Below are 13,778 nucleotides of genomic sequence, written 5' to 3'. Positions count from 1 at the left end.
CCTGACATGCTCACGATCTCCCGGGAACTGGTTGACAAGATCATCGCGCACGCCCGGGCCGACCATCCGGACGAGGCCTGCGGCGTGATCGCCGGGCCGTTCGGCTCCGACTCCCCTGAGCGGTTCGTCGCGATGGAGAACGCCGAGCGGTCGCCCACCTTCTACCGCTTCGACTCGCTGGAGCAGCTGCGGGTCTGGCGCGAGATGGACGACCGCGACGAGGAGCCGGTGGTCATCTACCACTCCCACACCGCGACCGAGGCCTACCCCTCGCGCACCGACATCTCCTACGCCTCCGAGCCCGGCGCCCACTACGTGCTGGTCTCCACCCGCGAGGAGCTGGGCGAGGAGGCGGAGTTGCGCTCCTACCGGATCGTCGACGGTGTGGTGGAGGAGGAAGAGGTCACGATCACCTCGGGGTGACCGGCCCCCCGAGGGCCGATCCGGCCGTGAGGGGGATCGTCTCTTTGGGTAAGCTCATGACCATGTCGACCGTTGACCCGAGCCTGGAGGACGCCGTGCTGTCACATACCGGCGTACGGGCCCGGCACGCGGGGCTCGTGGCCGTGCAGAGCTTCCTGTTCGCCCACACCCCCTCCGTCGTCGTCTACGACTGTCGCTGACCGGCAGTTCCGGAATCCCCCTGCGCCCGCCGGTGTTCTGATCCGGTGGGCGGCACTCCCATGACGACACAAGGAGATTGACCCGCAATGGCCATCGAGGTTCGCATTCCGACCATCCTGCGCACCTACACCGACGGCGCCAAGGCCGTCGACGCCAAGGGCGCGACGCTTGAGGAGCTGATCGGCGACCTGGAGTCCCGGCACCCCGGCCTCCGGGACCGCCTGGTGGACAAGGGCGCGCTGCGCCGCTTCGTGAACGTGTATCTGAACGACGAGGACGTCCGTTTCCTGGGTGGCCTGGAGACCCCGCTCTCCGACGGAGACACGGTCACCGTCCTCCCGGCCGTGGCCGGCGGCTCCCGCTAGCGGCGCACGCCGATGTCCCTTGTCCGGCACGACGAGGCGGAAGCCGTACATCATGCGTTTTGAATCACTGATCGACTCCGTGGGCCGCACTCCGCTGGTCGGCCTGCCCCGGCTGTCCCCGTCGGCGGACGTGCGGGTCTGGGCCAAGCTCGAGGATCGCAACCCGACCGGTTCCATCAAGGACCGCCCGGCGCTGTGGATGATCGAGCAGGCGGAGAAGGACGGCCTGCTCCGGCCCGGCTGCACGATCCTCGAACCCACCAGCGGCAACACGGGCATCTCACTGGCGATGTCCGCACGGCTCAAGGGCTACAAACTGATCTGCGTCATGCCGGAGAACACCTCCGAGGAGCGCCGTCAGCTCCTGCGGATGTGGGGGGCGGAGATCATCTCCTCTCCGGCCGCCGGTGGTTCCAACGAGGCGGTCCGGGTCGCCAAGGGCCTGGCCGAGGAGCACCCGGACTGGGTGATGCTCTACCAGTACGGCAACCCCGCCAACTGGCTCTCCCACTACGAGACGACAGGGCCGGAGATCCTCGCGGACCTGCCGACCGTCACCCATTTCGTGGCGGGTCTCGGGACGACCGGCACCCTGATGGGCGTCGGCCGGTTCCTGCGCGAGCACGTCCCCGATGTGCGGATCGTCGCCGCGGAGCCCCGATACGGTGAGCTGGTGTACGGCCTGCGCAACGTGGACGAGGGCTTCATCCCCGAGCTCTACGACCCGGAGGTGCTGACCACCCGGTTCTCCGTCTCCTCCGCCGACGCGCTCCGGCGCACGAGGGAGCTGCTGGCCGCCGAGGGCATCTTCGCCGGGGTCTCCACCGGCGCGGCCCTGCACGGCGCGCTCGGCATGGCGGCCAAGGCCGTCAAGGCGGGGGAGCGGGCCGACATCGTGTTCGTGGTGGCCGACGGCGGCTGGAAATACCTCTCCACCGGTGCCTACGACGGCACCCTGGACGAGGCCGAGGAGCGGCTGGAAGGCCAGCTCTGGGCCTGAGAGCTCAGCTCCCTCTCCCACCCGAAAGGGGGGCGAGCGTCCCACCGGGACGCCCGCCCCCCTTTTTTCCCTCCTGCCCGTCGGACGTCTCCGCCCGGCGGGACGGGACTCAGTCGAACAGGACCCGCAGGGAGAACGAGGCGTCGCCGCCCGACTGCGTGCCGCTGATGCCGACGGCACGCAGCTGCTGGAGGTTGGTCCTGGCCTCGCCCTGCATGCTCTGCAGGTAGAGCTTCTCGATCTTGTTGAGATCGACGTAGGCGGCGGCGGTCGCGTTGCCGGCGTCGGGGATCGCGAGCTGGAAGCTCTCGTCGTCGGCCAGGGTGCCGTCCTTGGCGAGCTCGGCGGCGTACTCCTGGGAGTTGGCCAGCACCAGGGTGCCGTCACCGGGCACCTTGGCGATCGGCGGGAGGCCGCCGCCGGTGCCGTCTCCGGCGAGGAGCTTCTCGATCTTGCCGACGACCTCCTGCGCCTTGGCGGGATCGGTGACGATCCGGGCGCCGATCTTGGGCTGGTCGCCGTCGAGGCCGGTCCCGTCCACCGCCACGGTGAGGTTCTTGCCGAGCAGCGTCACCAGGTCGGCGGGGAGCGCCAGCCCGGCCTGCTGCTGGGCCTGGTCGGCGAACTGCTGCAGGCCGCCGCCGGCGGTCTGGTCGGCCGACTTCAGGATCTGGGCCCACTGCTTGCTGACCACGTCACCGAGGCCGGAGAACGAGACCGCGCCCGCGGTGGAGGCCGGAAGCTTGCCGATCCCGGTGACCTCGGGCTCGCCCATGCCCTCCAGAGCCTGTGCGCCGCGGCTGATGCCGGCCAGCTCGACGTAGCCTTCGTCGAAGCGGAGCGCGCCGGCCACCCGGAGGTTCTTGAGCTGCGCGAGGGCGGCGGGATCCTGGGTGGCCACCTGGGGGGTGAGCTGGGCGACCCTGCCCGCGTCCATCCAGAAGGAGAGCACGCCCGTCTCGCCGAGGTCGTTCAGATCGTCGGAGAAGGTGGGGAGATCGGTCAGCGGCGCCGCCTGGGCGGCCTGGTCGACCTCCGCCTGGGTCGCGGCGATCAGCGCGTAGTCCTCGCGGAAGGCGATGCCGTACTTGTCGCCGTCAGCGATCTTGGCGATGCCGGCCTTCGCCTTCTCCGCGTCGGTCACCTGGATGGCCCCCACGAACCCGGGCTCCTCGCTGCCGTTGGCGGGCGGGAGCACGGCCACGCCGATCCGGCTGCCGAGCCACGGCTCGACGTCGGCGGCGTAGTTGATCTTGGCGTCGGCGTTCTTGTTCAGCAGGTCGAACAGGGCCGTACGCGGGTCTTCGCCGCGGAAGGAGTCCTTGGTGGCCGTGAACTTCCGGGCGATGCTGAACAGGGCCAGCTTCTGGTTGGCGGCCGGGTCGAGGTCGAGACGTACGTACCCGATGGCGCTGCCGGGCAGCACGTCGTGGGGCTGGGTGCCGCCGCCGCTGAGCAGGCTGACCGCGTAGGCGCCGCCGCCGCCGACGAGGGCCACGACCAGGGCCGCGATCACCGCGATCAGCCAGCCCTTGCCGCCCTTGCGGGCGGGCGGGGCCGGCGGCTGCCCGGCGCCGAGGAAGTCCGGGCCCTGCTGCTGCCAGCCGGGCTGCTGGCCGTAGGGCTGCTGCTGACCGTAGGCCTGCTGCTGACCGTAGGGCTGCTGCTGGTAGGTGGGCTGATGGCCGTACCCCTGTTGCGGCTGACCCTGCTGACCGTAGGGCTGCTGGCCGTAGGGCTGTTGCGGCTGGCTCTGCTGACCGTATCCCTGCTGCGGCTGGCCCTGCTGGTATCCCCCGGGCGGCTGCTGCGGGTAACCGCCCTGCTGAGGATTGCCCTGGGGGTATGACGGGCCGTTCTGCGGCCGGTAGGCGATCGTGCGGTCTGGCTCCTGATCCGGTGGGGGTGACTGGCCGGGGGGATTGTTGGCAGACATGCTCACTCACAATGTGGATTTATGGAATAAAAATAATTTAGTGCACATCGCTAGCAGGCGGCTTGCAGTCAGCTTCTCGGCCCTGAAGGGTCGAGCTTGCAGCTCCTCGCCGTGCATGGGGTGCACGGATCAGGCCGCGTCGTCGGCAGCGTGACTCACTGCCCAGCTCGCGGCACCGCGCGCGGCGATGTTACGGGCTGCGTTCACGTCGGCGTGCTCAGCGAAGCCGCACGACGTGCAGGAGAAGGTGGCCTGGTCGGGCCGGTTCTTCTTGTCGATGTGGCCGCATGCCGAACACCCCTGAGAGGTGTAACGGGGGTCCACATGAACCACCGGCAGCCCGGCGCGGGTCGCCTTGTAGGCGATATATGCGCCGAGCTGCCGGAAGCTCCAGGAATGCAGCGTGACCCGCTGGGGCTTGCGGAGCCGTACCCTCTCGCGGATGCCGCCCAGGTCTTCCAGGGCGATGCCGCGACAGGTGCGTTGGGCCTCGGTCACGATCTGCTTGGAGATGCGATGGTTGGTGTCGGCGGCGAAGCGTGCTTCCCGGCCGGAGAGCCTGCGCAGGAGCCGTTTGGCGGATGTGGTGCCCTTGGCCTGGAGGCGACTGCGCAGGCGGCGGTTGCGGTGGCGGACCTGGTTTAAGTGTTTGCCCGCGTGGACGGTGCCGTCGTTAGTGGTGGCGATGTTGGCGATGCCGAGGTCGACGCCGAGAAAAGCGTCCGGCTCGATCAGTTCGGGCTCGGGAATGTCGCAGGTGGCGTACAGGTACCACTGGCCGCCCCGGTACACCAGGTCGCTTTCGCCCCGGCGGTGCTCGGTGAGCGTCTTCAACTGCTGCGGGGAGCACGCGAAGGGGATACGGCCGGAGCGTCCACGCACGGTCCAGATCGAGACGGTGCGGGCGTCCGTCTGCCAGGACAGGCATCGGTCGTCGAACGGCTGGGCGGCGTCCTTGCGGAACCGGATCGGCTTGGCCTCGACGATCGTGCGTCGCTTCGATCCTTCGCGGCCGTAGTTCCCGGCCTTCAGGTTCGCCGTCAGCGTCGCGTAGGCCCCGGCCGTCTTGCGGGCGGCATGGATCGCGGGCTGAGCAGACAGGCCCATCTCCTTCAGCTCCCCGTACACCAGGCGCTGTAACGAGGTCTTGCCTGTTATCCCGGTGTCGAACGCGCGGCGGGAGGCGTGATTGGCGGCGTGGTTGCAGGCGCGAAGCGTCTCCCGGAGGGCTGTCTCGGTGGGCGCGTCCGGGAGCAGTTTCACCTGCACCACGATCTTCATTCCCATATTGTAGCTTCTTATCCATGTCACCACGGTGGGAACCAGATCCGCTGGTAAGGCGCGGTCGTAGCGTCGTCTACGACCTTCACGTACATCTTGTCTTTGTCACGAAGTATCGGCGTGATGTCCTCACCGACGCCATGCTCACCCGCTGCGAGGACGTCATGCGGGACGTGTGCGCCCAGCTCGGCGCGACCTTGCGGGAGTTCAACGGCGAGGACGATCACGTGCACCTGCTCGTGCACTACTCGCCCAAGCTGCCCATCACGACCTTGGTCAACCGACTCAAAGGCGTCTCCGCGCACTACCTGCGCAAGGAGTTCACCGGCCGGATCAACCGGCACATCATGCATGGCCACCTGTGGTCGCCCTCGTATTTCGCCGGATCTTGCGGCGGCGCACCGCTTCAGATCATCCGCGAGTACATCGAGAACCAAAAACGCCCGGACTGGCGTCCGGGCGCAGGCAGGGAAGCCATTCCTCCCGGCCCTGGGGGGCCGGGATTCCTGGCTAGACCTCGTTGAACTAACTGGTCGATTGCTCGGTCCAAGTGTGATCACCGCTGTTCCGGCCGCCCTGCCCGCCTGCCGTTCCGAGACTTCCGCGAGCGTCATGCGGGGGAAAGGCGCTCCCAGGCGGAACCGGGCCGATGAGGCGCCGACCGTGCGGACTGGGTAAAGTGAGCGCTCTAGAATAAGGTTCGGGAGTGTGGATGACGAAGTTCGACGAGGCGACGCAGGCCATCCGGGTGGACGAGACCACCTATGACGTGTGCCTGGACCCCGGATACTCGATCGGCGGGCCGCTCAACGGCGGCTACCTGATGGCGGTGCTCCTGCGCGCCGTGGTGGACGCCTCCCCGCACGGGCATCCGGTGACCACCAGCGCCCAGTTCCTGCGTGCGCCCCGGCCTGGCCCCGCCCGGGTGCGGCTGGAGCAGATCAAGGCCGGCCGCACCGCCGCGATGACCCGCGCGACCCTGGTCCAGGACGACACGTCCTTCATTGAGACCCTTGTCACGACGGCGACCCTGACCGACGCCTCCCCCGACTGGACGGACGGCCCTTCGACGGTCATGCCGCCCGTCGAGCAGTGCGTCAGGCTGCCCGACCCCAGGCCGGAGTCGGGCATGACGCTCAACGCGCAGATGGAGATGGCGTTCGACCCGCCCACCATCGGCTGGCTCGACGGCAACCCCACCGGCCGCCCCGAGGCCCGCGCCTACTTCCGGATGGCCGAACCGCAGGATCCCGACCCCTACGTGCTCGCGCTGGCCGTGGACGCCCTCCCCCCGGTGGTCTTCTCCGCCGGAGCCCGGGGCTGGGCCCCGACCGTCGATCTCACCTGGCACCTGCGCGCCCTGCCCGCCCCCGGCTGGCTCACCTTGCTCGGCAGCGGCCGGATGATCAGCGACGGCTGGTTCGACGAGGAGGTCGAGGTCTGGGACGGAGCCGGCCGATTGGTCGCCCAGTCCCGCCAACTCGCCCGGGTGGGCCGAGGCTGAGCCCCGAATCAGCGTTGTGAGGATTCTTACCGTGAGCATCCGCCCCGGGTCGCCTAACCTTGGGAAGCGTGTCGCAAGCGAATATCGGAATCTTTGACAGCGGTGTGGGCGGGCTCACGGTGGCCAGGGCGATCATCGACCAGCTGCCCAGTGAGTCGATCTTCTACGTGGCCGACACGGCACGCCAGCCGTACGGTCCCAAGTCCATCGCGCAGGTCCGCGCCTACGCGCTGGAGGTGATGGACCACCTCGTCGAGCACGATGTCAAGTTGCTGGTGATCGCGTGCAACAGCGCCAGCGCGGCGGTGCTGCGGGACGCGCGCGAACGCTACAACGTTCCTGTCGTCGAGGTGATCCAGCCGGCGACGCGCCGGGCGGTGCGGGCCACCCGCAATGGCAGGGTCGGGGTCATCGGGACCAGGGCCACGATCGAGTCGATGGCCTACCACGACGCGTTCGCCGCCGCCCCCGACGTCCTGCTGACCGGGGTGGCGGCACCCCGGCTGGTGGAGTTCGTGGAGCGCGGGGAGACGACGAGCGAGGAGCTCATCGAGGTCATCCGTGAGTATCTGCGACCGGTTCTGGCAGACGGGTGCGACACGCTGATCCTGGGGTGCACGCACTACCCGCTGCTCACCGCCCCCATCTCCTACGTTGCGGGAGACGGCGTCACGCTGGTCTCCAGCGCCGACGAGACGGCCAAGGACGTCTACCGCATCCTGCACGACCGGGGATTGGCGGCCGAGGGCGGCACTCCCCGGCACCGGTTCGCCGCCACCGGCGACACCGTCCTGTTCGAACGGCTCGGGCAGCGCTTCCTGGGACCGGAGATCCAGGCGGTCGAGCTCGCGCCGGTGGGAGACGTCTCCGGTAACGGACACCACTCGTGAGAAGCGCGGCAACCGGCACCGGGCAGTGGCGTGACAGGGCAGAACACGATGAAGAGGGGTCGCCATGAAATTGACGGTTATCGGATGCTCTGGGAGCTTCCCCGGCCCGGACAGCCCCTCCTCCTGCTACCTGCTGGAGGCCGAGGGGTTCCGCATGCTGCTGGACTTCGGCACCGGCGCCCTGGGGGCACTCCAGCGGCACATCGGCCTCTACGACGTGGACGCGATCTGCCTGTCGCACCTGCACGCCGACCACTGCCTCGACATGTGCTCCTACCACGTGGTGCGCACCTACTCCCCGCAGGGCCCGTTCCTCCGGGTGCCGGTGCACGCCCCCGCCGACGCCCCCCGCCGCCTGGCCGCCGCCTACGGCATGCCCGACGAGCCGGGGCTGGAGACGGCCTTCGACTTCATCGGGCTGAAGCCGGGCGTCTTCGAGGTGGGCCCCTTCGAGGTCACCGCCGCACCGGTGAACCACCCGGTCGAGGCCTACGGGTTCCGGGTTTCGTACGGCGGGCGCTCGGTGGCCTACTCCGGCGACACCGGCGAGTCCACCGAACTGGTCAAGCTCGCCGCGGGGGCGGATGTGTTCCTGTGCGAGGCGTCCTTCCTGGAGCGGCCCGGCCTGCCCGCCAATCTGCACCTGACCGGCCGCCAGGCCGCCGAACACGCGGCCAGGGCGGACGTGGGCACCCTGGTGCTGACCCACCTCGTGCCCTGGTACGACCAGGAGCGTGTTCTGCACGAGGCTTCCCTCGGCGGCTTCGGCGGACGGACCGAACTCGCGCGGAGCGGGGCCCTATATGACCTAGGGTGAGGTTCATGGCCCGTGCAGATGGACGTTCTCCCGATCAGCTCCGCCCCGTGACGATCACCCGCGGCTGGCTCGCGCACGCCGAGGGCTCGGTGCTCGTCGAGTTCGGCGGCACCAAGGTGCTCTGCGCCGCCTCCGTGCAGGACAGCGTGCCCCGCTGGCGCCGGGGGAGCGGCCAGGGCTGGATCACCGCCGAATACGCCATGCTGCCCCGCGCCACCAACACCCGTAACGACCGCGAGTCGGTGCGCGGCAAGATCGGCGGCCGGACCCACGAGATCTCCCGTCTGATCGGCCGGTCCCTGCGGGCCTGCGTCGACTACAAGACCCTGGGTGAAAACTCGATCGTCATCGACTGCGACGTGCTCCAGGCCGACGGCGGCACCCGCACGGCCGCCATCACCGGCGCCTACGTCGCGCTGGCCGACGCGGTGGCGTGGATGCGCGAGCGGAAGATGTGCAAGGGCGACCCCCTGATCGACTCGGTCGCGGCCGTGTCGGTCGGCGTCGTCGGATCCACCCCGCTGCTGGACCTCTGCTACACCGAGGACGTCGCCGCCGAGACGGACATGAACGTGGTGATGACCGGCGCCGGCGAGTTCGTCGAGGTCCAGGGCACGGCCGAGGGCAAGCCGTTCAACCGGGGCGCCCTCGACGAGCTGCTCGACCTGGGGGTCGCCGGGTGCGCCGAGCTCACCCGGCTGCAGCGGGAGACGCTGGCATGAGCACGACCTCGGACCGGCTGGTTCTGGCCACCCGCAACGCCGGAAAGATCGTCGAGCTCCGCCGCATCCTGGCCGACGCCTCGGTGCCAGTGGAGATCATCGGCCTGGAGGAGTTCCCCGAGATCGGCGACGTCGCCGAGACCGGCCTGACCTTCGCCGAGAACGCCCTGCTCAAGGCCCATGCCGTCGCCCAGTCAGCGGGCCTGCCCGCGATCGCCGACGACTCGGGCGTCTGCGTCGACGCGCTGAACGGCATGCCGGGCATCTTCTCGGCCCGCTGGTCCGGCAGGCACGGCGACGACGTGGCCAACCTGAACCTGCTGCTCGCGCAGGTGTCCGACGTGCCGCCGGAGCACCGGGGAGCCCATTTCGCGTGTGCCGCGGCGCTGGCTCTGCCATCAGGTGAGGAGCGGGTGGCCGAGGGCGTGCTGCCCGGCCTGATCGTCGACGCCCCGCGCGGGACCAACGGCTTCGGTTATGACCCGATCTTCGTGCCCGAGGGGGAGAGCCGGACCATCGCCGAGCTGTCGGCCGCGGAGAAGAACGCCATCAGCCACCGGGGCCGCGCCTTCCGCGCGCTGGCTCCCGTCCTCGCCGAGATGATCTCCTAGCAGGCCGTGAGCGCTGAGAGAGAACGGCGACAGACACAGTCGGTGAGTTCCCGGCGCACCGGTACGGCCGGCGTGACGGAGCCCGGCCGCTAGGTGAAGCAGTCGCTCCGCTGTCAGGCCTCGGCCGTCGGCGAGCGGCGGGATAGCATGATCCGGACACGCGAGGTGCTGCGCGCGGCCGTCGATCGGGATCGGCGTGCTTGGAGACGATCGGTACGGAGCCGAGTTGGAGAAGGTGGTGCCCGGCCTCGAAGCTGGGATCTTCGGCGTCTGTATCGAGGAGCTGGACGGTATCGCCGCCGGATTCCGTGCCGACGCCGGGAGATACCAGCGGGCCGATCAGTCCAGTGCCATGGGCGGCTGATCGCCTGTGGGGTTTGACGGGATTCTGACCCCGGATTGGGCCAAGCCGTATATCGGCTGGGTGGTCGGGATGGACTGGCCCGAGGGGGACGAGGAGGGGTGTTTCCGGCTCGCCGACGCCTGTGTGACCGCCGCGCATGAGGTCGTCGCGGGCACCTGGGCCGACCAGCCGCAGAGCGCGGACAAGATCGGCCAGGCGTGGGACGGTGCGGCACACGAGGCCTTCGCCGAGCATGTCACCCGGGTCGCGGGCGGGCAGGTGGCCGATCTGGTCAACCGGCTGATCGGCGCCGCCGTCAGGTTGAACAACGTCGGGGTGCAGATCCAGTACGCCAGGTACATGATCGAGGCCACCGTGTGGCTGCTGATCGTGCAGGTGGGCTACCTGCTGGCCATGGCGGTGGCCAGCGGGGGCGCGAGTCTGGCGTTCATCCCGGCCCGGGTGCAGTTGGCCCGGCTGATGGTCAGGCAGATCGTCCGGCGGGCGCTGGCCAACATGGTGCTGTTCGCCGCCATCGTCGGCGGGATGGAGGGCGGGGTCCAGCACCTGCAGATCGCCCGGGGCCGCCGCGACGACTTCGATGAACGGCAGCTGCTGATCTCCGCGGTGACCGGCGGGGCGATGGGCTTCCTGATGGGCGGGTTGTCGGGTGGGCTGACCCATCTGGCCTCTCCGGCCCTGCAGGCGGGGTTGTCGCGGGCGGAGATGAGCGTGGCCGAAAAACTGCTGGCCGCCGCCACCAGTTCCCTGTACGGGCAGGCCGCCCAGTACGCGCTGACCGGTGGCATCACCACCGCCGCCAGCATGATCATCAGCGGCGACTTCGACTGGGACCTGCTCGCCAAGGCCGTCACCTCCAGCGCGCTGGGCGCCGACGGCCAGCACCTCACCACGACCCTCCCCCACGGCAGCCCACCGTCGCCCGGAGGCTCCCCGCCACCCGGAGGCCCTCCGCACGGTGGCCCTCCGCACGGTGGCCCCCCGCCCGGTGGCCCCCCGCCCGGTGGCAGCACGCCTCCACTCCATCCTGACTCCCACGTCCCCGGCTCCGATCCGTTGTCCGGTCCCGGCCGTGCCACCTCACTCAGCCAGGCCGACGCCCCCACCCCGGAGGTGACCCGTCCTCCCTCCACCCCGTTTGGTGGAGCGGACCCCTCTTCCCCGGTCGGCCAGCACGGTTCCCCCGTGGGAGTGCGCGCGCCTGCCGGCTCGGATGGCCGTGCCGTACCGAACGGTGGAGCGCTATCGGCAGGGAGCCCGGCGCAGCAGACGGCGCACCCCGCGCCGGCCCGCGCGAGAACGGACGGCGGTGCGGCCGAAGGGGTGCGCCCCACCACCGGAAGGACGGACAGCGCGCCGGGCCCGGGAAGCCGACCCGATGGCACGGAGCCGAGCTCGCGCATCGACCGGTTGATCAACCGGCCGCCCGAACAGCCGAGCGGATCGGCGCCGCAACGCTTCCCGGAACCATCGGCGCACGCCGAGGAGGGGCCGCAGACTTGGAACGGCGGCGGTTGGGAGGATGCCGGAGACGTCCCGGACGCCCCGCACAGGGAGGAGGCCCATGACGTTCCGAACACTCCGCACAGGGGAGAGCCGGATGCCGATGTCCTGCTACCGGTGGAGATCCGGGAACGCGAATCGGGGGACGGTTGGGTCTTCTGCGAAGAGGGCCACCAGCACTGGGGCAGGCACGGCGCCTCTGGCCTGATGGTCTTCCATCGCGATCCCGGCGGTGAGATCCACGTCCTGATGCAGCAGCGTTCGCCCTTCGTTCATCACGGTGATACCTGGGCTGTCTTCGGCGGGGCTCGCGACCTGCATGAGAGCGCCGCGGCGGCTGCGTTGCGCGAGGCGATGGAGGAGAGCAATCTCGACCCCGGATCGGTGCACGTGCGCGGGGCCTACCACGACGATCACGGAGGCTGGTCGTACGACACGGTGTTCGCCTCGGTCTCCGACCGCCATCCCGTGCATCCGGGAGAGGAGTCCACGGCCTTGAAGTGGGTGCCGGTCAAGGATGTCGAGAACATGAACCTCCATCCGGGCTTCGCGGCGACATGGCCCGATGTGCGTACGGCGCTGATGAGGACCGCCGGGGACATCAGGCACCTCGACGACGCCAGGGACGCCCTCGCCGACGGTGACGTCGCAGGTGCCCGGTCGGCCGCGGATACGGCCAGGGCGGCCGCCGACGAGGCGCGGCAATCGGGAAGGGCTTCCGCGGACGAGGTCGCACGGGCCGAACGGGAGGCCGTTCAGGCCGGACGGATCGCCGAGGTCGTCGCGGAGCTGGACGGTCTCGGCGGTCTGCACGCGGAGAACCTGGCCAAGATCAGAGAACTCGGCCTCAACATCGAGATACGGACCTTCGAGGAGCAGACCAGGGGGAAGGAGGACTTCAATCCGGCCACCTATGACCCGGACACGAACACGCTGACGGTCCACCAGCGCACGGCGTGGCGGTCGCCGGCCGAGGAGCTCGCCCGCTTCGTGGGCGGGCGCTTCCCGCCGTTCGAGGACATGCTCAGCCGACGCGTGTTCGTGGCACAGGAGATCAGTGACTGGTCGGGGCTGCCCGCGTGGAGCGAGGGGGCGGTGCGCTTCCGCACCCAGGCAGAGTACGACGCCTGGGTGGACAGAGCCATGGTGCCGCAGTCCGAGCGGCTCACCGACACCCAGAAGAACTCGCTGGACGCCTACCGTAGGGAGCCGACCTTCAGAGAGATCAACGATCCGTTCTACGGCCACGGCCACCACTCGCCCGCCGCGGCCGAGCACGTCACTCACATCGACTCGGGGATGCACCAGTCCGTCGTCCCCGAGGACGTCGTCGTCGCCCGCCATGTCACTCCGGCCGCCTTCGACCGGCCGATCGCGCAGCTGGAGGGGACGGTCCAGGAGAATCGCGCCTATACGTCCACCTCGACCGCCAAGAACCCCGAAAGCTACGTGCACCTGGCCGCCGATCTGGAATCGCTGGTCAAGCTCTGGCTCCGCGTCCCTGAGGGAACGCACGCGATTCACATGACCGATCTCCATCCGAACGCCGAGGCGCATGAGCCGACCCACGAGCTGATGCTCGACCGCGGCATCCGCTACCGGATCGACAAGGTGCTGTACGAGGACGGCGGCTGGAAGGTGTTCGGTACGGTGCTGGGTGAGGAGGGCTGAAAATGGAGCCTCAGTGGGACGATCCGGAGTTCCGCACGTTCGACGCCCCGCAGGAGTGGTCCTGGACCACCGACGGGCCGGTCCGCTATGTCCTGGTCACCCGCGAGGGCCTGCCGCTGGGCTTCCTCTGGGTCGCCTCGATGTCCGACGCCGCGGGCTTCGTCCCGGCCGCCACCTCCGGCGGAGCGGGTATGAACGCGAGTGTCGCGTGGGTCGGCCGGTTGCGTTCCGCCAAGGCGGCGGGAGACGATCCATTCGCGGCGCTGCGCAGGTGGGCGGGAGAGGCCGAGGACGCGCTGTGCGGATCCGTCCCCGTCGACGCGGAGAGTGAGATCTCCAGCCTGGCCGGGCTCTCCGAGCTCGCCGACCGCTCCTGAAAGACCTCCGGGGAGCCTGAGACCTGACGCGGAACGGGGGCGCCGATGCTGCGAGAGCCCGGCCTTCGGCGATGTCCGGAGCGGGGCCGAGCGGCCGGTAACCGATGTGTAAG

15 protein-coding genes are annotated in these 13,778 nt (G+C 69.6%); 13 read left to right on the top strand and 2 right to left on the bottom strand.

Features of this window, described 5'->3' with window-relative positions:
- The first annotated feature begins 6 nt into the window (after positions 1–6).
- The 4 genes from OHA77_RS12395 to OHA77_RS12380 all read left to right on the top strand — a co-directional run bounded on the left by OHA77_RS12395 (position 7) and on the right by OHA77_RS12380 (position 1,989).
- The gene (locus tag OHA77_RS12395) at positions 7–423 is read left to right on the top strand and encodes a Mov34/MPN/PAD-1 family protein (protein WP_406318166.1); all 417 of its coding nucleotides are present in this window, start codon (positions 7–9) and stop codon (positions 421–423) included.
- Positions 424–485: 62 nt separating this feature from the next.
- Positions 486–623 carry a hypothetical protein gene (locus OHA77_RS12390; RefSeq protein ID WP_326820484.1) on the top strand — a complete coding sequence of 46 codons (138 nt, stop codon included), beginning with the start codon at positions 486–488 and terminating at the stop codon, positions 621–623.
- An 87-nt stretch (positions 624–710) separates the two neighbouring features.
- Entirely contained in the window at positions 711–989 is a 279-nt protein-coding gene (locus tag OHA77_RS12385) for a MoaD/ThiS family protein (RefSeq protein ID WP_184756093.1), read from the top strand.
- Positions 990–1,041: 52 nt separating this feature from the next.
- A complete protein-coding gene (locus OHA77_RS12380; protein ID WP_406318164.1) occupies positions 1,042–1,989 on the top strand; it encodes a PLP-dependent cysteine synthase family protein in 948 nt (315 codons plus the stop codon).
- 109 nt (positions 1,990–2,098) lie between these two features.
- Here the strand turns inward: OHA77_RS12380 and OHA77_RS12375 are convergent, their stop codons facing one another.
- Positions 2,099–3,925 (bottom strand): DUF3352 domain-containing protein, encoded by a 1,827-nt coding sequence (locus OHA77_RS12375; RefSeq protein WP_406318163.1) that lies wholly within the window; start codon positions 3,923–3,925, stop codon positions 2,099–2,101.
- A gap of 129 nt (positions 3,926–4,054) precedes the next feature.
- Positions 4,055–5,206: an RNA-guided endonuclease InsQ/TnpB family protein gene (locus tag OHA77_RS12370; RefSeq protein WP_406316993.1), complete on the bottom strand. Its 1,152-nt coding sequence runs from the start codon at positions 5,204–5,206 to the stop codon at positions 4,055–4,057.
- Positions 5,207–5,229: 23 nt separating this feature from the next.
- Here OHA77_RS12370 and tnpA point away from each other — a divergent pair, with 23 nt between their 5' ends.
- The 9 genes from tnpA (at position 5,230) to OHA77_RS12325 (ending at position 13,665) form a co-directional block, all read left to right on the top strand.
- The gene (gene tnpA, locus OHA77_RS12365) at positions 5,230–5,730 is read left to right on the top strand and encodes an IS200/IS605 family transposase (protein ID WP_406318162.1); all 501 of its coding nucleotides are present in this window, start codon (positions 5,230–5,232) and stop codon (positions 5,728–5,730) included.
- Positions 5,731–5,918: 188 nt separating this feature from the next.
- A complete protein-coding gene (locus OHA77_RS12360) occupies positions 5,919–6,710 on the top strand; it encodes a thioesterase family protein (RefSeq protein WP_326820489.1) in 792 nt (263 codons plus the stop codon).
- A 68-nt stretch (positions 6,711–6,778) separates the two neighbouring features.
- Positions 6,779–7,600 carry a glutamate racemase gene (gene murI, locus OHA77_RS12355; RefSeq protein WP_406318161.1) on the top strand — a complete coding sequence of 274 codons (822 nt, stop codon included), beginning with the start codon at positions 6,779–6,781 and terminating at the stop codon, positions 7,598–7,600.
- Positions 7,601–7,664: 64 nt separating this feature from the next.
- Positions 7,665–8,417: an MBL fold metallo-hydrolase gene (locus tag OHA77_RS12350; protein WP_406318160.1), complete on the top strand. Its 753-nt coding sequence runs from the start codon at positions 7,665–7,667 to the stop codon at positions 8,415–8,417.
- Positions 8,418–8,422: 5 nt separating this feature from the next.
- Complete coding sequence (gene rph / locus OHA77_RS12345; protein WP_326820492.1) at positions 8,423–9,139, top strand: ribonuclease PH; 717 nt, start codon at positions 8,423–8,425, stop codon at positions 9,137–9,139.
- A complete protein-coding gene (gene rdgB, locus OHA77_RS12340) occupies positions 9,136–9,750 on the top strand; it encodes an RdgB/HAM1 family non-canonical purine NTP pyrophosphatase (RefSeq protein ID WP_406318158.1) in 615 nt (204 codons plus the stop codon). The genes rph and rdgB overlap by 4 nt, the downstream gene beginning before the upstream one ends.
- 196 nt (positions 9,751–9,946) lie before the next feature.
- The gene (locus tag OHA77_RS12335) at positions 9,947–10,114 is read left to right on the top strand and encodes a hypothetical protein (RefSeq protein WP_406318157.1); all 168 of its coding nucleotides are present in this window, start codon (positions 9,947–9,949) and stop codon (positions 10,112–10,114) included.
- A gap of 69 nt (positions 10,115–10,183) precedes the next feature.
- A complete protein-coding gene (locus OHA77_RS12330; protein WP_406318155.1) occupies positions 10,184–13,288 on the top strand; it encodes an NUDIX domain-containing protein in 3,105 nt (1,034 codons plus the stop codon).
- Positions 13,289–13,290: 2 nt separating this feature from the next.
- Positions 13,291–13,665 carry a hypothetical protein gene (locus OHA77_RS12325; protein WP_406318154.1) on the top strand — a complete coding sequence of 125 codons (375 nt, stop codon included), beginning with the start codon at positions 13,291–13,293 and terminating at the stop codon, positions 13,663–13,665.
- Positions 13,666–13,778: the final 113 nt, after the last annotated feature.

It is taken from the genome of Streptosporangium sp. NBC_01639, from assembly GCF_045209755.1.
Lineage (GTDB): Bacteria > Actinomycetota > Actinomycetes > Streptosporangiales > Streptosporangiaceae > Streptosporangium.
Note: the sequence above shows the minus strand (reverse complement) of the source record. Positions and strands in the feature narration are given on the sequence as shown.